This window comes from Glutamicibacter sp. B1, assembly GCF_039602135.1.
Taxonomy (GTDB): domain Bacteria; phylum Actinomycetota; class Actinomycetes; order Actinomycetales; family Micrococcaceae; genus Glutamicibacter; species Glutamicibacter ectropisis.
On the sequence record NZ_CP125942.1, the window covers coordinates 1,052,163 to 1,072,749 of the forward strand.

15 protein-coding genes are annotated in these 20,587 nt (G+C 53.7%); 9 read left to right on the top strand and 6 right to left on the bottom strand.

Annotation, left to right across the window (positions count from 1 at the left end; translation table 11 throughout):
• The first annotated feature begins 146 nt into the window (after positions 1-146).
• Both QMQ05_RS04890 and QMQ05_RS04895 read left to right on the top strand, forming a co-directional pair.
• Positions 147-1,112, top strand: coding sequence for a hypothetical protein (locus QMQ05_RS04890; RefSeq protein WP_345473483.1), 966 nt, complete (start codon positions 147-149; stop codon positions 1,110-1,112).
• Between the two features lie 303 nt (positions 1,113-1,415).
• Positions 1,416-2,450 carry a LacI family DNA-binding transcriptional regulator gene (locus tag QMQ05_RS04895; RefSeq protein WP_345473485.1) on the top strand — a complete coding sequence of 345 codons (1,035 nt, stop codon included), beginning with the start codon at positions 1,416-1,418 and terminating at the stop codon, positions 2,448-2,450.
• A 4-nt stretch (positions 2,451-2,454) separates the two neighbouring features.
• Here the strand turns inward: QMQ05_RS04895 and QMQ05_RS04900 are convergent, their stop codons facing one another.
• Positions 2,455-3,864, bottom strand: coding sequence for a glycoside hydrolase family 32 protein (locus QMQ05_RS04900; RefSeq protein ID WP_345473487.1), 1,410 nt, complete (start codon positions 3,862-3,864; stop codon positions 2,455-2,457).
• A 533-nt stretch (positions 3,865-4,397) separates the two neighbouring features.
• On the opposite strand from QMQ05_RS04900, the gene QMQ05_RS04905 reads away from it, so the two are divergent.
• Positions 4,398-5,969 (top strand): glycoside hydrolase family 68 protein, encoded by a 1,572-nt coding sequence (locus QMQ05_RS04905; protein WP_345473489.1) that lies wholly within the window; start codon positions 4,398-4,400, stop codon positions 5,967-5,969.
• Between the two features lie 143 nt (positions 5,970-6,112).
• On the opposite strand, the gene QMQ05_RS04910 is transcribed toward QMQ05_RS04905, so the two are convergent.
• The 4 genes from QMQ05_RS04910 to QMQ05_RS04925 all read right to left on the bottom strand — a co-directional run bounded on the left by QMQ05_RS04910 (position 6,113) and on the right by QMQ05_RS04925 (position 11,735).
• Complete coding sequence (locus QMQ05_RS04910; protein WP_345473491.1) at positions 6,113-8,326, bottom strand: hypothetical protein; 2,214 nt, start codon at positions 8,324-8,326, stop codon at positions 6,113-6,115.
• A 473-nt stretch (positions 8,327-8,799) separates the two neighbouring features.
• A complete protein-coding gene (locus QMQ05_RS04915; protein WP_345473493.1) occupies positions 8,800-9,093 on the bottom strand; it encodes a DUF1883 domain-containing protein in 294 nt (97 codons plus the stop codon).
• Between the two features lie 101 nt (positions 9,094-9,194).
• A complete protein-coding gene (locus QMQ05_RS04920; protein WP_345473495.1) occupies positions 9,195-10,241 on the bottom strand; it encodes an NAD(P)-dependent alcohol dehydrogenase in 1,047 nt (348 codons plus the stop codon).
• Between the two features lie 246 nt (positions 10,242-10,487).
• Complete coding sequence (locus QMQ05_RS04925) at positions 10,488-11,735, bottom strand: MFS transporter (RefSeq protein ID WP_345473497.1); 1,248 nt, start codon at positions 11,733-11,735, stop codon at positions 10,488-10,490.
• A 361-nt stretch (positions 11,736-12,096) separates the two neighbouring features.
• Between QMQ05_RS04925 and QMQ05_RS04930 the strand changes: the two genes are divergently transcribed.
• Both QMQ05_RS04930 and QMQ05_RS04935 read left to right on the top strand, forming a co-directional pair.
• Positions 12,097-12,492, top strand: coding sequence for a hypothetical protein (locus QMQ05_RS04930; RefSeq protein WP_345473499.1), 396 nt, complete (start codon positions 12,097-12,099; stop codon positions 12,490-12,492).
• A gap of 322 nt (positions 12,493-12,814) precedes the next feature.
• Positions 12,815-15,043, top strand: a complete 2,229-nt coding sequence (locus QMQ05_RS04935) for a polyribonucleotide nucleotidyltransferase (protein WP_345473501.1) — start codon at positions 12,815-12,817, stop codon at positions 15,041-15,043.
• Between the two features lie 207 nt (positions 15,044-15,250).
• Here QMQ05_RS04935 and QMQ05_RS04940 read toward each other — a convergent pair whose 3' ends face one another.
• Positions 15,251-15,808, bottom strand: a complete 558-nt coding sequence (locus QMQ05_RS04940) for a purine-nucleoside phosphorylase (protein ID WP_334123964.1) — start codon at positions 15,806-15,808, stop codon at positions 15,251-15,253.
• 124 nt (positions 15,809-15,932) lie between these two features.
• Here QMQ05_RS04940 and QMQ05_RS04945 point away from each other — a divergent pair, with 124 nt between their 5' ends.
• The 4 genes from QMQ05_RS04945 to QMQ05_RS04960 all read left to right on the top strand — a co-directional run bounded on the left by QMQ05_RS04945 (position 15,933) and on the right by QMQ05_RS04960 (position 20,560).
• Positions 15,933-16,424: an S-ribosylhomocysteine lyase gene (locus QMQ05_RS04945; protein WP_334123963.1), complete on the top strand. Its 492-nt coding sequence runs from the start codon at positions 15,933-15,935 to the stop codon at positions 16,422-16,424.
• A gap of 131 nt (positions 16,425-16,555) precedes the next feature.
• Entirely contained in the window at positions 16,556-16,939 is a 384-nt protein-coding gene (locus QMQ05_RS04950) for a hypothetical protein (RefSeq protein WP_345473503.1), read from the top strand.
• A gap of 467 nt (positions 16,940-17,406) precedes the next feature.
• The gene (locus QMQ05_RS04955; RefSeq protein WP_345473505.1) at positions 17,407-18,915 is read left to right on the top strand and encodes a peptide MFS transporter; all 1,509 of its coding nucleotides are present in this window, start codon (positions 17,407-17,409) and stop codon (positions 18,913-18,915) included.
• 184 nt (positions 18,916-19,099) lie between these two features.
• A complete protein-coding gene (locus QMQ05_RS04960) occupies positions 19,100-20,560 on the top strand; it encodes a PucR family transcriptional regulator (protein ID WP_345473506.1) in 1,461 nt (486 codons plus the stop codon).
• Positions 20,561-20,587: the final 27 nt, after the last annotated feature.

Genomic DNA, 20,587 nt, shown 5'->3' on the forward strand with positions numbered 1-20,587 from the left:
CTACCGATCCTTGTTTTTACGGTTATGACGGTACCGCCCGTAAGAAGCGCACGCGGCAACAAACGCCAGCCCAAAAAGGAGCGCCAACAAATACTCAATTCCCATTGCTCTCTCAATCTTTCAATACAAAATATAGGAGAATAATAATGAAATCCCATTACAGGATCACTGCAATTCTTACAGTCTCAACGATATTCCTCAGTGGTACCGTAGCAAACGCTGATGACAATTCAATAAAAATTGACGACCTTCTCACCTCTGCCCCAGGAAATAGCCGCGTCCTCACCTCAACAACCTCCACGCCAGCAAGGGGAACTATCTCACTACCAAGTGAAGATGCAGGTCAGATCGAACTGAAGCACCCTGATGGAACCTGGCTCACCGTAGGCTTGCCACAAAACGCAGACCTCAGTAGTCCAAGCGATCAGCTTAATCGCAGCGCAGGCGCAGCAATCGTCACCGAGCCCATGCAATCCTCCACCAGCGCACAAGACTCTGATGCCCAATCCTCACTGTCAGCTCGCGCAATCGTTGCCGTCCCCGACGCCAATTCCGACCGATCCTACAACTTCGACCTGAACTACCCCGACGGAATCGTCCCACAACTAGAAAAAGACGGCAGCGTAAAGTTCATCCTCGACCCCAAACTAGGCAACTCACGTCCCGAAGTAGAAGCTGAAGCTACCTTCGGCGAAATCAAAACCCCCTGGGCAATCGACGCCAACGGCAAAAAAGTCCCCACCAAGTTCACACTCAAAGGCAACACCCTCACCCAAACCATCACCCCCACCAAAGACACCACCTACCCAGTAATCCTTGACCCCGAAGCTGAATGGAAAGGCTTCTACGGACGACTAACCTACAGTCGCGCCGAAACCAGAAACATGCGCGACGAAGGCGTCGTCATTGCCGGCCTCCTCACCGGAAGCGCAGGCATCGCAGCAATGTTCGGCCCCGGAGCCCCCATTGTCGGAGCCGCGCTCGCAGCAGGATCTGCCGCCGCAGTAGGCATCATCGCCACCACCGCCTCCAACGCCACCGCCGATGGACGCTGTCTCCAAGTCGACGTCCCGCCGCTAGTCACCCCACGCATCGTCAACTGCCGCTCCTAACCCCACACCCCAACAGCAAAGGCCGGAGGCCCACCAGCTTCCGGCCCTACCACCCCACCTGCAGCAACACACAACGAGGCGCTCTCCGTGCACCCCAACCATCGGGGAGCGCGGCGAGTGCCTCCACTTTTCACTCCCATCAAGATCGACGATGCCCAGCAAGGAGCACCTAGGGCTACAGTGACCCCTGGCACTAATGGTGCAGTAAATAATATGGTGCTACCTCACACCTCTTTAACAAACCTCGACGCGTCGGTTTATTCACGGATTAACATGTCACGTGAGAATGTGAAAAAATAAGGTATGGACAAAAAGCTCGGCAAGTCTGCCCGGGTTGGCATTCGAGATGTTGCCGCCGCTGCAGGGGTATCTCCCACCACGGTTTCGCATGCATTAAGCGGAGCACGCGCTATTAACCCGGCAACCCGAGCACGGGTCTTAGAAGTGGCTCAAGAGCTGGGGTACTCACCGGATTTGCGTGCACGAGGACTGAGGAGCTCTCGAACTTTCACCGTTGGCCTGCTCAGTGACACCATCGCCGTCACTCCTTATGCAGGACTAATTATCAGCGGTGCTCAGGATGCGGCTGCCGAACATCAAAGCGTGGTTCTTGCCCTTGACTCCACCGGGGACCCTCAACGCGAGTTACTTGGCATTCGTACCTTGCTTGACCATCGGGTTGACGGTTTGGTTTACGCGCGAATGTCGCATCAATCGGTCAACGTACCGAAAGAGCTTGGTGAAATTCCGGTGGTGTTGGCCAATGCTTCCAGCCCTGATTTGAAGTTTTCATCAGTAGTCCCTGATGAAAAACAGATTGGTCTTGACGCCACGGGTCATTTGCTCAGTTTCGGTCACCAGCGGGTTGGTTTTGCAACGGTTAACGAAAACGTCCCTTCCGCTCTTGGGCGCGAAGAAGGATATCGCTCGGCCATGCGGGCTGCCGGGATTGCCGTGAATGAAGCGTGGGTTTGTGCGAAAACTGGTGACGCTGCCGGCGGCCGTGAAGCAGGACGACTCATCCTGGATCGGGAAGACCGGCCTACTGCCATCTTCTGTTTTAACGATGAAATAGCCATGGGCGTTTATCAGGCAGCCAATGACCTTGGACTGAGAATCCCAGAAGACCTGTCGGTGATTGGCGTTGATGATCTTCAACTGATCACCCAAGCATTGGTTCCAACACTTAGCACTATAGCCTTGCCTCATTATCAGATGGGGCATTGGGCGGTGTCACAGCTTTTTACTCAGGCAACGGCGCAGAACGGCGCTCGCATCGCCGAGAAGCTTCGATGCCATTTGGTTCAACGTGAATCCGTCAAAGCACCACGGTCATAAGAAATTACTGACGTTGAGTTTCAGCTACCGCCAGTGGCGTAGTTTGTGATTCTCGCACATCGGTGGTTCCGCCCAGCGACTTGAGGGTCACTTCGTGCCCCCCTGGGGTCAGGAAGGCATTGGAGCTCAAAGACACTTCTCCGTCTTGTGCGAAGACCTCAACAGATGTCGTATCCACAACAATGTCTAAGGTAAGCTGCCCATCGTGCACCGGAAGCTGCTCGCTACGAATCTCGCGGTAGAGATCGGGCATGGAGCCTGCGATCTTGTCCTCACCTCGGTTTAGGAACAGTTTCTGCTCATTGAAGTTGTAGCCAACGGTGACTTTAGCTCCGTGGGCATCATTGAGTTCAACGAGAGTTTCTTCGCTGGGAGCGTTTTTATCTTGGCTCAGATCGATATGTAGTCGATAAGCATCGGAAGTTGCCTTGCCTAGCGAAGCGCTTTGATCTGCGGTCACAGACTGCGGGTCCGAGGTTTCTGGTTGGCCTTCGAGTTCGTTGAGGGCAGGGATTGGTTCCGAGAACAATTGAGCCTGTCCATCGACGTCGCGCAGCGAAAGCTGGCGTACCGTGGACATCGTTCCACCAGACCAATCGCTCATTGGCAGTTCGCCTGCGTAGGCCCAGTTATTCATCCAGCCCATGGCGTAGCGATGTGCCAATTGGTCTTGCGCATGGGGGTCATCCCAGGTGACTGCTGCATAGAAGTCGGAACCAGCATCGAGCCAACGCGGATCATTCTGGTCAGCAGAGAAGTTCTTGCCGTCGAAAGAACCGGTCCAATAGGTGTATCCGGTGGTGCGTCCTGACTCAGCTCCGTTGGCACTGACTCCCAGTACCCACGTGGTTCGTTCAGGATCTCCGTCTACGGACATCTGGAACAGATCGGGGCATTCGACAATTCCAAGACCGGTGGTTTCAAAACCTGATTGGTAGTTCCAAGACTTTAGATCGCTAGACGTGTAGAACCCGACTTTGCTTCCTTCGGCCAGGAGCATGAGCCACTGATTGCGTTCCTTGTCCCATACGATCTTCGGATCTCGCCAAGCTTCGACACCTGGGTTGTCCATGACCGGGTTGCCTTCGTAGGAAGTAAAAGAGTAACCGCCGTCTGTTGAGTAGAACAGGGACTGACGCTGCACACCATCAACCTGTTGGGTTACCAAAGAGACGACCGCATTTTTGCCAAAACCGGCAGTGTTCTCGGTGTCGACTACGGCACTGCCAGTCCAGATGTCACCGAGACCGTTTTTGTACTTCTCGATAGCAACGCCTTCATCCTTCCAATGAATGAAGTCAGTTGACGTTGCGTGATACCACTCAGTGCCGTTACCTTCCGGGTAATCAGCGTTGTAAAGGTAGTAAAAATGCCACACGCCATCAAGGAAAAAGGGCCGCTGCGGATCGTTCATCCAATTTGAATTGGGAGTGAGATGTGTTGCCGGGCGGTACTCAGACCAGCTCGCAGAACGTTGAAACGTTAAGCCATCCTGAGGTGGTTGAGTCTCTTCAGGAACAGAGGCTTGCGGCGTGGAATGCAAAATTTGCCATGACACCACAGTTCCGAGCACCAATGCGCAGAGTACTGCTATCGCTATAAGCTTTCTGGTTTTCTTTGGCTGTGGTTCTGTCATCGGTCTTTCCAATAGTTGGGGTTTAAAACGCCAGACTAGTTGGACGGCGCAGAAGCGTCGTCGCAGAGATTTTGGGGGAGAGATCGTGCATCACTACGAGTGACCGCTAACCACGCTAACGAATATCCAAAACGATTTGCAAACAATGTGACGGAGATTTCGTTATGAATCCTAAAAAATGTGATCCTGCTTCCAAAACGTTTTGGATACGTTGACACAAGCTATGCGAATCCTTAGATTCGACTGTGGAGAGAACGTGTATCACGGTCAGAGCGATTGTCCGATTCCATATCGAACAAAGGCAAACAATCGTGAACAAACAACGTACGAAGCGTGGCATTCTTACTGCCGCACTGAGCATCGGGGCACTTGGTGCTACCTTGATCTCGGGGCCAGCTGTAGCTGCCACCGACGCAGTACCTGGCTTCCCACAGCCAACCGAGCATACTCAGAAGGCTTACAGCCCAACGGACAATTTCACCTCGCGTTGGACTCGTGCTGATGCAAAGCAGCTCAAGGCCATGTCTGATCCAGATGCCGGTTCGCGTGAAAATTCCATGCCTACGGAATACACCATGCCGACCGTTTCTCAGGACTTCCCTGACATGTCCAACGAAAAAGTTTGGGTCTGGGATACCTGGCCACTGATCGACGAAAACGCTAACCAGTACAGCGTCAACGGTCAGGAAATCATCTTCTCGTTGGTTGCCGACCGCAAGTTGGGCTTCGATGAGCGTCACCAGTACGCACGCATCGGCTACTTCTACCGCCCAGCAGGAATCCCTGCTGACGAGCGTCCCGAAGATGGCGGCTGGACCTACGGCGGCCAGGTCTTCGACGAAGGCGTAACTGGCAAGATCTTTGAAGATCAGTCTTTCACCCACCAGACCCAGTGGTCGGGCTCCGCACGCGTGAGCAAGAACGGTGAAATCAAGCTCTTCTTCACCGACGTTGCTTTCTACCGCGACAAGGACGGCCAGGACGTCAAGCCTTATGACTCACGCATCGCATTGAGTGTTGGTCACGTCCACTCGAACAAAAAGGGCGTGAAGCTGACCGGCTTCAACAAGGTCAAGGAACTGCTGCAGGCAGACGGTAAGAACTACCAGAATGCTGCGCAGAACTCCTACTACAACTTCCGTGACCCATTCACCTTCGTAGATCCTGCACACCCAGGCGAGACCTACATGGTCTTTGAAGGCAACTCGGCCATGGATCGTGACGATGCCAAGTGCACTGCTGAAGATCTTGGTTACCGCGAGGGCGAAACCAACGGTGAAACCGTTGATCAAGTAAACAAGTCCGGTGCAACCTACCAGATCGGTAACGTTGGCCTGGCTCGTGCCAAGAACAAGGCACTGACTGAGTGGGAATTCCTGCCACCAATCTTGTCGGCCAACTGCGTTACCGACCAGACTGAGCGCCCGCAGATCTACATGCAGGATGGCAAGTACTACCTGTTCACCATTAGCCACCGCTCGACTTTCGCTACCGGCATTGACGGTCCAGAAGGCGTTTACGGTTTCGTTGGTAACGGTATCCGCAGTGACTACCAGCCACTGAACCGTGGCTCGGGTCTAGCACTTGGTAGCCCAACGAACTTGAACTTCGCAGCAGGTAGCCCATTCGCTCCTGACTACAACCAGCACCCGGGTCAGTTCCAGGCATACTCACACTACGTCATGCCAGGCGGTCTAGTTCAGTCCTTCATCGACACCATTGGCACCAAGGACAACTTTGTTCGCGGTGGTACTTTGGGCCCAACCGTTAAGCTCAACATCAAGGGCGACTCGGCAACTGTCGACTACAGCTATGGCAACAACGGACTTGGCGGATGGGCAGACATCCCAGCCAACCGTGAGCTGAAGAACAAAAAGAAGTAGCTCGAATACTTCATCAACGACCGTTATATCGCTAGGGGCAATATCCCAAGCGAACTGCGGTTAGACAACAGCGGCTTCCCCAACTGTGGTTGGGGAAGCCGCTGTTGTCTGCCCACGAGCATTCTTAGTCGGCGAAGCGAATACTAACCGTGGCGGCCCCGTCGACGTACGGAAATGGCGATAGCCCCCACTGCAATTAGGCCCAGTGCCAGGCCACCTGCAAGCAGTAAGCCAGAGCTAGCTCCGGTCTCTGCGAGCTTGTCATCCCTGCCGTGCTCATCCTCGGAAGTTTTTCGTTGGTCATCAGAAGCAGTCGGCGTGACGGTGGCATTTTGTGAAGGCGTGCTCTCATCATCTGATGGTTCCGAAGTTGGATCGTCAGAAGGCGTATTGGAAGGATCTTCCGATGGCTCGACTGTTGGGTTCTCGGTTGGCTCAGTCGTAGGCTCTGGAGCAGAAGCAAACAGCCCAAACCAGGTAGAAACGGTTGCTGAATCCTCAGCCGCTACACGTGACTTTGCACCAGTAGCATCATCTTCGGAACCAGAAGTCGTCTTCTTCGTTCCCTTCAGATAGTACGTTCCGGCAGTTAGCTCGGGCGTCCGAGAATCGTTTATGACCAGAGACCTATCGTTGACAGTGAAGTCGACTGAGTTGAGCGCCGTAGGTTTGCCATCCGAAGTGACGTACTGCAACTCGTAGTCGTAGTTGTCATCAGTGATCTGTGGGAACTCATTTGGAATCTTGAAAGTAAGTTCCTTTTGGCCGGTTTCAGCCAGTAGGACGCCGAGTCGGCTATCTACGATCTTCGAGTCCAGCGACAAAGCGCTTGAACCAGCGATAAGTGCAGAGATTACACGCCCGTTTGAGTCCTCAACGGAAACCAGTAACTGGTTATGGTCTTTGAGGCTACTCGCGAACGAATCATCAGCAGTGATGGTTAGCTTGCCGTCTTTGACTGACCCGGTAATGATTTGTGGATTCGCCTCAGGAGAAGTTCGGTACGTGACAGCAACGTCGCCGTCGTTGACATGCGTATTCGTATTGAATACGTAAGTTCCTTCGGCAACAGACGAAGACTCACTGTCGTAGGAAAGATTCTCTTCCCCCGGCGCGACGTGGTCGCCTGACTCCGGATCTTGAGCTTCAGGAACTTCGGTTGGTTCTACTGTTGGTTCGGTGGTTGGTTCCGAAGTTTCAGTAGGTTTAGCCGTTGGTTCGGTGGTTTCGGTTGGTTCTACTGTTGGTTCGGTGGTTGGTTCCGAAGTTTCAGTAGGTTTAGCCGTTGGTTCGGTGGTTTCGGTTGGTTCTACTGTTGGTTCGGTGGTTGGTTCCGAAGTTTCAGTAGGTTCTGCCGTTGGTTCGGTGGTTTCGGTTGGTTCTACTGTTGGTTCGGTGGTTGGTTCCGAAGTTTCAGTAGGTTCTGCCGTTGGTTCCGTGGTTTCGGTAGGTTCTACTGTTGGTTCCGTGGTTTCAGTGGGTTCTGCCGTTGGTTCCGGCGACTTGTCGTACAGTCCCACATAGCTCGTTGCGTAGTCCTTGCCATTGGCTCCATTGAGTCTCACGAAGTAGCCGTCACCTTCGGTGAGTTGTGGAAGTCGGCTGTCTTTAAGAACAACTTGATTATTGACAAGCGCGATATCTTCAACGTCTAAATCAACAAATCCGCTGGTCTCTTCAGCTGCGGGATCCTTCGAGTAGTAAGAAATTGTGGCGGTGGCTCCAGTCAAGGAGAAGAAATCCGCTGGTACATCAAATTTCCAGGATGCTGATCCTGTCTCAATCAGAGGTGTGCCGGAAAGCTTTTCTATAGACCCTGTCACTAGGCGGAGCCCGTCGGCAGGTTTGTTAATCGCGCCACCGAGATATGTGCGGTCCGCATTTTCTAAGTTGAATCCGTAATTGACCTGCCGGGTAATATAACCTTCTTCGTTCGGGGCAGTGGGATTGGGATTCGGATCAATGGTGATCGTCACTTGATCGTTGGCAACAGAAACGTTGTCGTAGGCCTCTCCGGAGTTTGGGAATACACTCGCACTGCCTGAGATAGGAGTCCCATCCTTGATGAGTCCGGGAAGAGTGTCAAAAACAATTTTTCCGGCCTTGAAATCAGTTGCTGCGTCATTGTATTTGAAGTTTTCCTCCCCGTTGTTCACGGCGGTCACGGGATGAAGATTGTAAATTGGTGGGGCATCGCTGGCTGGATTTGCTACAGAAATAGATACTTTTGATGCTGCTTCTGCAGGAGTGGAAGATGCGACTCCGACGGATATTCCGCTAATGGCTAGCGAACCTGCGGTGATTACGGCGAGGGGTAGGCGCGTGGAGCGTGTGTGCTTGCGAGAGATGCGGTTCATTGGGAGTAACCTTCAGCTTCAGTGCAGTGCGGGCAGAACTAGTTCCACCAAGATTTCACCAGCGAAACTTCGATCAGTAGATCACAATTTGATAACAGGTTCAACAACCGATTTGATATGCAATCTTGCTGACTACTCGGATTACCTAGTCAGGCTGAACTTTATTTGATTGCTAAAGCGTAGTTTTTTAGAGTGGCTTCACCTGTGGGGATTCAAAGTTCAATTCCCGATGCACCCATGTCATTAACCGTTGGCGAAATGCGGTCCTGGTTTCATGGCTAGCTCTGGTTTCGATCTGAGTTGATCTCAAAGGCTTGGATGCAAAGCTACGACGGTAACGTCCTATTGAAACGTCCTAACGGAGAATTTCCTTGAACATCGGCAGCGTTCTCAGGCTCGCAGTGCAGTTATCGCTGTGTAGGGCAGAGTTAGTTCGCCGTCGCTCGCTATAGACTGAGGGTGCGGGCTATTTCCTATGGTTCAAACTTCACTGGTTCCTGCACGTCCACGGAATGGCGGACTCCACGCGCGCCTAGTCCATCAAGGTCGATGGCTAAGTACCAAGGTCCTGAATGCGGAACCTTGATTCGGTACGGTGCTCGACGGGCAAGACCACCATGGAATTTATGCTGTTCGCCATCTTGATAGGCTGCAAAATTCTCTGGGTCCATCAAGCGTAGATTTGCCGGCCCGCTGAGGGTCACCACTAGAACACTGCCACGCTCAAGAAAATCCCATGCGTATTCGACGAAACTCTTCTCGCTCAAGTCCCTGACCTCCTTATTGGTCCGCTAGTACAAGAATGTAAGAAAGGCGTGTGGCCCAACAACATTGAGCTGTTGGGCCACACGCCTCAAGCAATAAGAAATTAGGCCATCGTTGCGGTGTCGATGACGAAGCGGTAGCGAACATCCGACTTCAAAACGCGTTCGTAAGCCTCATTGATCTTGTCTGCGGAAATTACTTCAATTTCTGCACCGATTCCGTGCTCGCCACAGAAGTCCAGCATGTCCTGGGTCTCCTTGATCCCGCCAATGTTGGAGCCAGCGAATGAACGACGACCACCAATCAGAGCGAAAGCGTTCACCGGAAGTGGCTCGGCTGGTGCACCAACGTTGACCAAGGTACCGTCAACGCGAAGTAGTTGCAGGAATGCACTGATGTTGATCGATGCACTGACCGTGTTGATGATCAGGTCGAACGTCTTGTGCAGGTCCTTGAAAGTAGCCTCGTCGCTGGTGGCGCGGTAGTCGCTGGCACCAAGCTTCAGACCGTCTTCCTTCTTCTTCAGCGACTGCGACAACACAGTTACCTCGGCACCCATGGCACTGGCAATCTTGACCGCCATGTGGCCTAGACCGCCAAGACCGACAACGGCAACCTTCTTACCTGGGCCGGCATTCCAGTGATGCAGTGGGGAGTAGGTGGTAATGCCTGCGCACAGTAGGGGAGCAGCAACATCAAGTTCAATGCTGTCAGGAATGCTCAGGACGAACTTCTCGGTGACGACGACATTGGTGGTGTATCCACCCTGGGTGACGGTTCCGTCGCGATCAATGGCGCCATAGGTGCCGGTCATGCCTTCAACACAGAACTGTTCTAGGTCATCGAGGCAGTATTCGCACTTGCCGCAAGAATTTACCATGCAGCCTACGCCGACGCGGTCGCCGACCTTGTGCTTGGTGACCTCGGAGCCAACTTCTGCCACGATGCCGGCGATCTCATGGCCTGGAGCCAGCGGGTAAGACTGTGGTCCCCAATCGCCACGGACCGTGTGGATGTCTGAGTGGCAGATGCCAGCGTACTTGATGTCAATCAGGACATCGTGTGGACCGACTTCGCGTCGTTCGATCTGGATGGGAGCCAGAGGCTCGGTTGCTGACGGGGCTGCGTATGCGTTGGCCATAGTAGTCATAGGAGTGTTCTTCCTTTGTTTATCTGTTTACGTGATTCCGTCAGCCGGTATCGGCTCACGGAGGTATTCAGTTACTTGCGAATCCAGATTTTCGCGCATTGTCGCTATCACTTCGTGTGAGAAATGATGCTTAGTAGGAAAGTTGTGACTTGTTCCCTCTAAGGACAACTTCAATCGATCCGTAAATAATCCCAACTGGACGAGATTTTTTATCCGAATTTGAGACGGGCTTGGATAGAAGGCGGATTAAACGCTGAGTGCTGGTTCTTGGCGGGCGGAACGCTTCGCAAGAACTGAGAGTGTGATCACCGGGATCAATGTCAGCGCCGCAACACATGCACCGAGCACGACTGGTCCGGTCGTGCCTAACGCGGATTCTAATGACTTGCCGCCTGCCCACGAAGCTACCACCGTGCCTGCATTAAAACCGGCGACAGTTAATGACGACGCCAATGTTGGAGCATGCCTGCCATAACTAATCGCAAGGGAGGCAAGGATCGGATTGGCCCCGAGTCCAAAGAATCCAAGCAATGTAATCAATACGATCATCGGCAGTTTCATCTCTGAGAGCAGACAAATTGCCAGCAGAACCAGGGTTGAAGCTGCGGGGGCAATGATAGTGAGCAAGTGTGGATGTGCATCCCCGAGCCTTCCCCCAACCAGAGAACCAATCAAGGAACCGACGCCAAAACCGATCAATACCAATGGAATAGCGGTCTCGCTGAATCCGGTGCCGTCGATTAGCAAGGGCGAAATATAGGAATAAGTTGCTAAGACGCCGCCGGTGGTGGTGGCGCAGGCAGCCAGCGTAAGCCATAAACGGGCTGAACGAAGTCCAGCAAGTTCACCGCATATCGATACATTGGAATGCTGCGACAAATTGTTCGGAACGTGGCGAGCAATGAGCAAGGCAGAGATCACTGCGAGCACTGCAAGACCCCAGAACGATCCGCGCCATCCAAAGTATTGGGAGGCGAAAGCTCCTAACGGCACACCTAAGACTGTGGCAAGCATGCCTCCTGCATTAATAATTCCCAGCGCACGTGATGCCATGCCGGCTCCCGCGCTCTTTGCCGCAACAACTCCGGCAATGGCCCAGAAGGCACCGGTGGCTAGCGCCGTGATGAAACGAGCAATCATCAACAGGGTGAAGTCGGATCCCAGCGCAACCACCACATGGCCGACAGCAAAGACGGCCAAAGCCAGGATCAAGGTCATTCGTTGAGGCAGGCGCAACGTCAACAGTGCCATCAGTGGAGCACCGATCACCATGCCAGCAGCGAAAACGGTGATCAGAAGGCCAGCTTTCGCGACACTAATATCAAGTTCGGCAGCCAGTTGGGTCAGAATTCCGGCCACGATGAACTCAGTGGTGAGCATCGTGAAAGTGCCTACTGCAAGCACGTATACAACCAAGGGGATAGTAGGGCTACCGCCCTTGCGTGTTGTTGCAGTGCGAGGCGCCGCTTTCACGCGTGGTTCGTCAACGTTCATTAACGTCCGTTCTATTAAGTAGGAATCCTTCAATATCTATTAGACCCGGAGAATCAAGGTGGAGGACGAGTATGTCCATACCGGTACTGGCTGTACCTCTTTGAAACGTCATTTTAGGATTCCACCTGGATCCTGAACCGGGCTGGCTGACCGACGGTATTCCGTGGGCAAGACGCAGGATTTTGAAAACTTCGCGCAATATCGACAGCCGGCGTCGCCGATCTATAAGGGCGAGGACGGCGATTTTTGGGATTTTCCGCAACGTAATTTGAAGGGACAAATATTGAATGACGAGCCGAGTACTTGAAAGGGTTGTTCGAGCCCTTGGGGTAAAAAATCGCATTCATCAAAGGAGGTTCTGTTGAACATCAAGAGGAAACTAGCAAGCACACTGATGGCCATGGCGCTTATTGCTGGCGGCACAGTCATCGCGCCAGCCGCGCAGGCCGGAGAACACATCAGCTCAACCCGCAATGGCGCAACCGGAGTCACCTACAAGTTTAATCACTGGACCAATAAGTTCTGTATCAAGCAGAACATCGGCAAGAAGTATCAGGGGATCGCTACTTTCTACGGCTCCCACGACACCTCTTATCTACAAACAAATGGCTACCGTAAATGGAGCTGCCTGAACCTGGTCAAGGGAACAAACTCTGGTATTTGGAACGGGGACACCATTCGTTTCTGTCTGAAGAGTCGAGTGGTGACGTGGTCAAGTGATCGCAATCCTGTCTCCTGCGGATACGTCAAGATCTAACGGCCTGTAGGAAGACGTTGCCCGTGCCTGGTGCAGACCCCGGGAATTCACCTAAAGGTGGCAGGTCGGGATCTGCACCATTGGGCAATTCCCGGTAGGCTAGTTACTGGGTCTGCATGTTCTGTGCCGTCCCCGTAAGAAAATAACTCTCAGGGCTGACTGACCGTTGGTCCCGACCGCCAGTTTCGCGGTCCTCGGTAGTGACTTTCGCTAGGACTATTAAAGGTCTCAGCGCGGGTCTCGATCGAAGACCAGATCTGGGTAGGGCCACGCGGTTCGCTCATCCACCTAGCTGGGAGCGATCGAAAGGAGCACCCCCTTAATGGAGGGTCCAGAAATCCAATTCGCCGAAGCGCAGATCGACAACGGTCGCTACGGTACCCGTACTATCCGCTTCGAAACCGGACGCCTTGCCAAGCAGGCTGCTGGTTCGGCCATGGTCTACATCGATGACGAGACCGCACTGCTCTCGGCAACCACCGCAGGTAAGCACCCACGCGAAGGCTTCGACTTCTTCCCACTGACCGTGGACGTCGAAGAGCGCATGTACGCTGCTGGCCGCATCCCAGGTAGCTTCTTCCGCCGTGAAGGCCGCCCATCGACCGAAGCCATCCTGGCTTGCCGTCTGATGGACCGCCCGCTGCGCCCAGCGTTCGTCAAGGGCCTGCGCAATGAGGTTCAGGTGGTTGTTACCGTTCTGTCCATCGAGCCTGACGAACTGTACGACGTCGTAGCAATCAACGCTTCCTCGATGTCCACCCAGCTTTCCGGTCTGCCATTCTCCGGCCCAATCGGCGGCGTTCGCGTTGCACTGGTTGACGACGGAAACGGCGCACAGTGGGTTGCTTTCCCTAAGCACTCCGAACTGAAGAACGCTGTGTTCAACATGGTCGTTGCCGGCCGTATCGCTGGCGACGACGTTGCCATCATGATGGTGGAAGCTGAAGCAACCGACAACGCTTGGGAACTGATCAAGGACCGCGGCGCGGTTGCCCCAACCGAAGAGGTTGTTGCAGAAGGCCTTGAGGCTGCCAAGCCTTTCATCAAGGTTCTGTGTGAAGCTCAGGCTGACCTGGCTGCTCGCGCTGCCAAGGAAACCGTCGAGTTCCCAGTCTTCCGCGATTACGAAGAAGATGCTTTCGCTGCCGTTGAAGCTGCTGCTTCGACCCGCCTGGCTCAGATCTACACCATCGCTGACAAGCAGGAACGTGACAACGCTGCTAGCGATTACAAGGACGAAGTTCTTGCACAGCTGGCTGGCGAAGGTAACACCTTCGAAGGTCGCGAGGGCGAAATCTCCAAGGCCTTCGGCGCTGTCACCAAGCACATTGTGCGCCAGCGTATCCTGACCGAGCAGATCCGTATCGATGGACGTGGACTGGCTGATATCCGTCAGCTTTCCGCTGAGGTTGAGGTCCTGCCTCGCGTTCACGGTTCGGCAATCTTCGAACGTGGCGAAACCCAGATCATGGGTGTGACCACCTTGAACATGCTGAAGATGGAACAGCAGATTGACTCGCTGTCCCCAGTGAAGTCCAAGCGCTACATGCACAACTACAACTTCCCTCCATACTCGACCGGTGAGACCGGCCGCGTAGGTTCGCCAAAGCGCCGCGAAATCGGCCACGGCGCACTGGCTGAGCGCGCACTGGTTCCAGTGCTGCCAAGCCGCGAGGAATTCCCATACGCGATCCGTCAGGTCTCCGAGGCACTGGGTTCCAACGGCTCGACCTCCATGGGCTCGGTTTGCGCCTCGACCCTGTCGCTGCTGAACGCTGGTGTGCCACTGCGCGCACCAGTAGCCGGTATCGCCATGGGTCTGGTTTCGGACACCGTTGACGGCGAAACCCGCTACGCTGCCCTGACCGATATCCTCGGTGCTGAAGATGCCATGGGCGACATGGACTTCAAGGTTGCCGGTACTTCCGAGTTTGTCACGGCTATCCAGCTGGACACCAAGCTGGACGGTATTCCAGCTTCGGTTCTGGCTGCTGCGCTGACCCAGGCTCGTGAAGCCCGCCTGCACATCCTGAACGTGCTGAACCAGGCAATCGACACCCCAGATGAGCTGAACGTTAACGCGCCACGCATCATCTCGGTGAAGATCCCAGTGGATAAGATCGGCGAGGTTATCGGCCCTAAGGGCAAGATGATCAACCAGATCCAGGAAGACACCGGCGCTGACATCTCGATCGAAGATGACGGCACCGTGCTGATCGGCGCAACGGGCGGCGAAGCTGCTGAAGCTGCCCGCTCGGCCATCAACGCTATTGCTAACCCTCAGGTTCCTGAGGTTGGCGAGCGTTACCTGGGTACCGTCGTGAAGCTGACCACCTTCGGTGCGTTCGTTTCGCTGACCCCTGGCAAGGACGGTCTGCTGCACATTTCCGAGCTGCGTAAGATCAACGATGGCAAGCGCGTTGAAGACGTTGAAGACGTCGTCGGCGTTGGCCAGAAGCTACAGGTTGAAATCACCAAGATTGATGACCGTGGCAAGCTGTCGCTGGCTCCAGTGATCGACGAAGCTGAAGAAGAAGCTGCTGCTGAGTAGTCTTTAGACTCCGCAACGAAACCCCGGCCCACCTGTGGTGGACCGGGGTTTTCGCTATCCTGGGCGCCAAGCGAGCGTTAACCGCTGCGTGCCCGAAGTAGCCTGTCGTGTCCCTGTCATTGACTCTGCAGAAACCAAACGCCTGATCGAAGAACGATCAGGCGTTGTGGCAGTGGCTTCAGCACAGGATCAATGGGTGATCCGTTGTTAGCTCAGATGCTTGTCAAAGAACTCGCGCAGCTGGACACTCTTCTGCTTGGCAATGTCGTCCCATGCATCGATCGAAATGGAATCGTCGGCGTAGTCGGAAGGGATCTTGAAGATCTGCAATGGAACGTTAAAACGCTGGCAAATACTGGCGTAGGCGTAGCCTTCCATGTCCACTAGGGAAGCCCCGAGCTCCTTGACATGATTACGCTGCTTCTCGTCTGAGACGAAAACGTCGCCAGTGGCCATCGTTGCCTGAGTCTCGAGCACGATGTCGCCGGTCGTCTCCACAGTGGCCGAGGGCAATGGGAAGTCGTGTTGAATGAGCTTCGTGACCTGATAGATGGTATCCAGGCTTGGGCGGTCTTCGCCCGCGTGTCCTACGACCCCTGCGGTGCCCAACACGATCACGTTTTTGATATTTCCGTCGGCAATAGCGCCGGCCAAAGCCACAGATGCGTTGACCTTGCCTACACCTGAAATCAAGTGGTCAACATCTGCAAAAGCTACCGCTTCATCCGAATGTGCGAAGACGAGTAAGGACTTCTGTTCCGACATGAATTTCCCCTCTAAAGAAGTCAGTTCGGGAAGTCTACTGTGCCCGAACGTCCTAAGAAGTCTACCGGTTACGGCGCATTAACAATGGTTCAGGCGCCATTGACCCAACCGATACACTTTATTTATGAGTGATATCGAACTTGCAGAAGTTGAAAGCTTTGCCTTAGACCACACCAAGGTCAAGGCACCATATGTACGCAAGATTGGTGTGGAGCGTGGTCCCAAGGGCGATGCCATCACTAACTACGACATTCGTTTCGTGCAGCCCAACCACGGTGAAATTCCAACGGCAGGTTTGCATACCATCGAACATACGATGGCCGGTCTGTTGCGCACCCGCATTGACGGCTTGATTGACTTCTCCCCATTTGGTTGCCGTACGGGCTTCCACATGATTTTGTGGGGTGAACCAGAGCCTGCCGAGGTCGCGGCCGCAGTGAAAAGTTCACTAGAAGATATTGCGGAGCGGATTACCTGGGAGGACGTGCCGGGTACTGAAGCCAAGAGCTGCGGTAATTACCGTGACCACTCGCTACATTCTGCCCGTGAATGGGCCAAGGTCATCTTGGAGCAAGGCATTAGCCTTGATGCTTTTAAGCGATCCAAGATTGCTTAACAAACTTTCAAGTTCAAAAGATCCCGCACTTCAGCATTGAAGTGCGGGATTTTTGGTTCCTGAATTCCTCGAGTCGAAGCTACGATGTCGGACTCAGCAAAACCATATCTGCTCTAGGTAGCATGGTTGATATGCGCAAAGTTCTTCCTTCAGCCGCCGTACTTGCCTTCATTGTTTTTTCAGCCAGCGGATGTGCTGATCTGGAGTCAGCGCGAACAACCACCATCAGTGATGCTTGCCAACAGGCCATTCAGCAGCAAAACGAGGCCTGGTCGGATCACGACGCCTCGGAATCAAAAATTCAAGAAGCGGAATCCAAAGGGCTCCAGGCATGCAAGGATTTGGACGAATGGAGTACCGCGGTTTCCTATAACCCTGGTTCCGTCGGCTATGACGAGCTAAGCCTTGAAGAAGCAGCAAACTCAGTCTATTTGGCTTGCTCTTCAGTGGATTCTGAAAACAAGACCCCGGTATGTATCGATGCCGGTAAGCGTGGCTACCTCGACGAGTCTTAAGGTCTGCGATCAACTAGGTGGGTAACTAGCACGGGTAACTGACCGAGAGATCTCAAGATCTACAAGAACTTCGGATGTTGCGATCGTGTCGAACTTCAGGGGCAGCAATGTGGATTGTGACCGACTATCCGAAATTTTAATATGATGAGTGACACAAATTTTGCTCATCTTTACTCACTTTTCATCATGGAGTGATCGGCGCAAAAAGTCCGAGATTTCAGTAATTCTTGGCACAACTGTGACCGTGGTCTTGTAATAACGGATAATTTTGATCTTCCAAACTATTAATCCGTATGAGGGTTGGAGCACCTTCAAAGCCCTAGAGTGAGTCCGGTAACAAATGAGCTTTGAGAAACACGGGAAGCCAGAAAGTCACCTTGAGAGCAGTGACTGTCTCGATATGACTTCCCGCAGTGCCCGAGGGCCAAGGCTGATCTTCACCTCTTGGAAAGCGGAGACCGACCAACATGCCAAACACTGAACTCGATCAGCAACAGCTGAAATCGGAGTCTGTTCAAGCGCGCCTGGAAACAGCTGATAACGGGGCCAAGCCCCGCGTTCCACGCGGAGTAGGAACGCTCGCTTTTACCGAATTCTGGGAGCGCTTCTCCTTTTACGGCCTCAATGGCATCTTGACTTTTTACCTTCTGTACACCGCAGCAGAAGGTGGGCTAGGCATTGATGCTGCTTCCGCCTCCGGCATTGTTGGCGCCTATGGTGGCTCGGTATACCTTGCCCAGCTACTGGGTTCTTGGATGGGCGAACGAGTTATTAGCCCCAAGTGGATGGTCTTTATTGGTGGCGTGATCATCGCCATTGGACACGTGGCTTTGGCGTTCATTCCGGGCATGTCGGGCTTGGCTGTCGGATTGGGCCTTATCATTTTGGGCACCGGCGCACTCAAAACGAATATCACTAACATCGTCGGCCTGGCAGTTGAAGGCCAAGATGAAGGACGTCGCGATGTCGGGTTCGCCTATTTCTACCTAGCCATCAATATGGGCGCAGTGACTGGTCCGTTAGCTTCCGGCTTTGCTCAGAATGAGTGGGGATTCCACGTTGGATTCGGTTTGGCCGCCGTAGGTATGCTCATTTCTTTGGGCGTGTACGTTGCGTCTATGCCAAAGCTCCCGGCTAAGGGTTCAATTGTTGAGCGCCCAATTGAAAAAGCTCAGCTAATTCGCTTGAGCATCATCGCGGTTGTTGTCCTCTTGGCAATCATCTTTGCGCTGTCTTCCAACTTGCTTCCAGCTGCTTCCTTGTCAGCGATTACGACGGTGCTCATCTTGGCCAGTGCCGCGTGGTACTTCATCATGATGCTCAGCAGCAAGGAAGTAACGTCTGACGAGAAGCACCGTGTTGGTGCCTACCTTCCACTGTTCTTAGCTGGCGGTCTATTCTTTGGTCTGTTGTTCCAGCAGTCGACTACTATTGCGATTCTCATTTCAGAACGTGTGGACTTGGTGATTGCTGGGTGGAGCGTACCGGTCGCGTGGATCACCATGCTGGCACAGTTTGCAGCCGTACTGATCACTCCCTTTGTGACCTACTTCTGGGGCAAGTCTGGAAACGACGGACCCGGCGCGCCATCCAAGTTTGCTGTGGGTATGTTCCACATGGGCTGCGCTTACATCATCATGCTGTTCATCCTCAAAATCTATGAGGGTGCGCTCATCCCACTGCTGCTCATTGTTCTGGTCATGATGGCAGCCGGAGCCTCGGAAGTCTTTGTTGGCCCGGTAAGCCTATCGCTGGCAACTCGAATCGGACCCGAGCGCTTCCGCTCCCAGATGGTCGGTCTGAACTTCTTGACCCTATCCCTGGGTTCAGCGTTCTCGGGGCTATTCGGACAGTTGTATACGGTAATCAACGATTATGCATACTTCATCTGCATCATTGCCTCGGGCGTAATTGTCGGCATTTTGTTGTGGGTCTTCCGCCGTAAGCTTCAGCGGAATCTCTACGCAGGTCTCTAGAAATCAAAGCCCGCTGGATCAGTTGATCCAGCGGGCTTTGCAGCACCTGCACTGGTCGAGGTGAACAAGTACACAAGTATTTTTCTCCAAGATCCATCCCACACGAGAGTACGGTTTAATCCATGATTCTTGATCCGATGCGTCGCCTCAGCTGGTGCCTGAGTTCCAGAGGGGAGCTGTAGACATGAAAATTTCGGACTTGCTCGACATGGAAGCAGCCGGATGTCGAATCATTGCCGGAGCCGGGGGAGTGGACCGGGAAATTCTCTGGGCCCACAGTTGCGAATTGCCGGACCCCTACCGGTGGCTTGGGCAGAACGAATTACTCATGACCATCGGACACTGTCTGCCCGCAGACCCCGCAGAACATGTCGACTTTATTCGTCGCTTGGAGCGGGCCGGGCTCAGCGGCATGGTGATGGAAGACAGCGAGAAGCCACCCAAGCTTCACCCCGACGCATTGCTCGCTGCTGACCGCCTGGCATTGCCGGTGATACTGATGAAGCGTGCTATTCCATTCGCAAGTATTGCGCGAATGGTAGCGGCGGCTAACGATAGCAACCAGGCACAGCAACTGATGACACTAAATCAGCTCTATCGTGCCGTGTTAGGAAACTTTGATGACCCGCTCGGTTTCAAACGACAGCTTGAGGGCGTCTTTAAAGTAGCAATGACCACCGTGGATCTTTTGACTGGCGTGGAAATTCTCCCAGGAACATTAAGCCTGCACAGCGAGGAAATCAAGCAGCTGGCTAATGGGGCATTGCCGTACGGGAAAGCCATGATCAACCGCATGGGCTCGTTGAGAGCAGGCGAAGTTTCAGCCTGGAGCCTGCCCACCCAACGCCCCACAGCGCTATTGGTCGAAGAAAGTCCTGGCTCAATGCTCGACTCATTCACCATGACTCACTTGAGTCAAGTAGTTGCCGGTGAAGCTAACCGGCGTACCCACACGACACTAGGTTTAGCACACCAACGTAGCCATCTTCTGACCGATGCCTTGGACAGCAGCATCGTTCAGGAACGACTGCTGCGCGATGCAGCGCAGCTGCAACAACCAATCCACGACCTCACCGTGGCAGTCACCTCGATGCAGAATGAAGAGTTACTGTTCACTGCTCTGAGTCTGGCGGGAATTGCACATGCCAGCCACGGACACAATGGGCATTACGTTTCGTTAGTAAGCACCAAAGACGTCCAGGCTTTGGCGAAGCTGGCCGAATATCACCACTTCGGAATCGGTGTTTCTCCTACCATCGCCAACTTGGAAGGAGTCCGAGACGGATTACTGCGTGCACAATTAGCGTATGAGTCTTGGGATGGTTCCAGTGCGGAAGTCATTAGCTATGAAGATGTGGGATTCTCCATCGCCCCTCGTTCTGAGAGCGAAGCCAAGGAAATCGTCGAACGAGTATTGGGGCCACTTCGACAAGCGGGCGCCTCGGAACAAACGCTGATCGATACGCTCTGCGCATATCTAGATGAAGACCGGAACTGGAACGCTACCTCGGCTCGGCTTGGTATTCACCGGCAAACCCTTGGCTATCGTATTGGACGGATCGAGCAGTTGACGGGCCGAAACCTAAAGTCAAGCAAGGATCTGGCTGAACTGTGGGTGGCAAGAACTGCGCTGAAGCGAAGCTAAGGAAGTTGCTGTGATCCTGAAACTACA

What these genes read in the sequence shown, in the direction of transcription:
- QMQ05_RS04890 (WP_345473483.1), top strand. Translation starts at nt 147, where the DNA reads ATGAAATCCCATTACAGGATCACTGCAATTCTTACAGTCTCAACGATA.
- QMQ05_RS04895 (WP_345473485.1), top strand. Translation starts at nt 1,416, where the DNA reads ATGGACAAAAAGCTCGGCAAGTCTGCCCGGGTTGGCATTCGAGATGTT.
- QMQ05_RS04900 (WP_345473487.1), bottom strand. Translation starts at nt 3,864, where the DNA reads ATGAACGATCCGCAGCGGCCCTTTTTCCTTGATGGCGTGTGGCATTTT.
- QMQ05_RS04910 (WP_345473491.1), bottom strand. Translation starts at nt 8,326, where the DNA reads ATGAACCGCATCTCTCGCAAGCACACACGCTCCACGCGCCTACCCCTC.
- QMQ05_RS04920 (WP_345473495.1), bottom strand. Translation starts at nt 10,241, where the DNA reads ATGACTACTATGGCCAACGCATACGCAGCCCCGTCAGCAACCGAGCCT.
- QMQ05_RS04925 (WP_345473497.1), bottom strand. Translation starts at nt 11,735, where the DNA reads ATGAACGTTGACGAACCACGCGTGAAAGCGGCGCCTCGCACTGCAACA.
- QMQ05_RS04935 (WP_345473501.1), top strand. Translation starts at nt 12,815, where the DNA reads ATGGAGGGTCCAGAAATCCAATTCGCCGAAGCGCAGATCGACAACGGT.
- QMQ05_RS04940 (WP_334123964.1), bottom strand. Translation starts at nt 15,808, where the DNA reads ATGTCGGAACAGAAGTCCTTACTCGTCTTCGCACATTCGGATGAAGCG.
- QMQ05_RS04945 (WP_334123963.1), top strand. Translation starts at nt 15,933, where the DNA reads ATGAGTGATATCGAACTTGCAGAAGTTGAAAGCTTTGCCTTAGACCAC.
- QMQ05_RS04950 (WP_345473503.1), top strand. Translation starts at nt 16,556, where the DNA reads ATGCGCAAAGTTCTTCCTTCAGCCGCCGTACTTGCCTTCATTGTTTTT.
- QMQ05_RS04955 (WP_345473505.1), top strand. Translation starts at nt 17,407, where the DNA reads ATGCCAAACACTGAACTCGATCAGCAACAGCTGAAATCGGAGTCTGTT.
- QMQ05_RS04960 (WP_345473506.1), top strand. Translation starts at nt 19,100, where the DNA reads ATGAAAATTTCGGACTTGCTCGACATGGAAGCAGCCGGATGTCGAATC.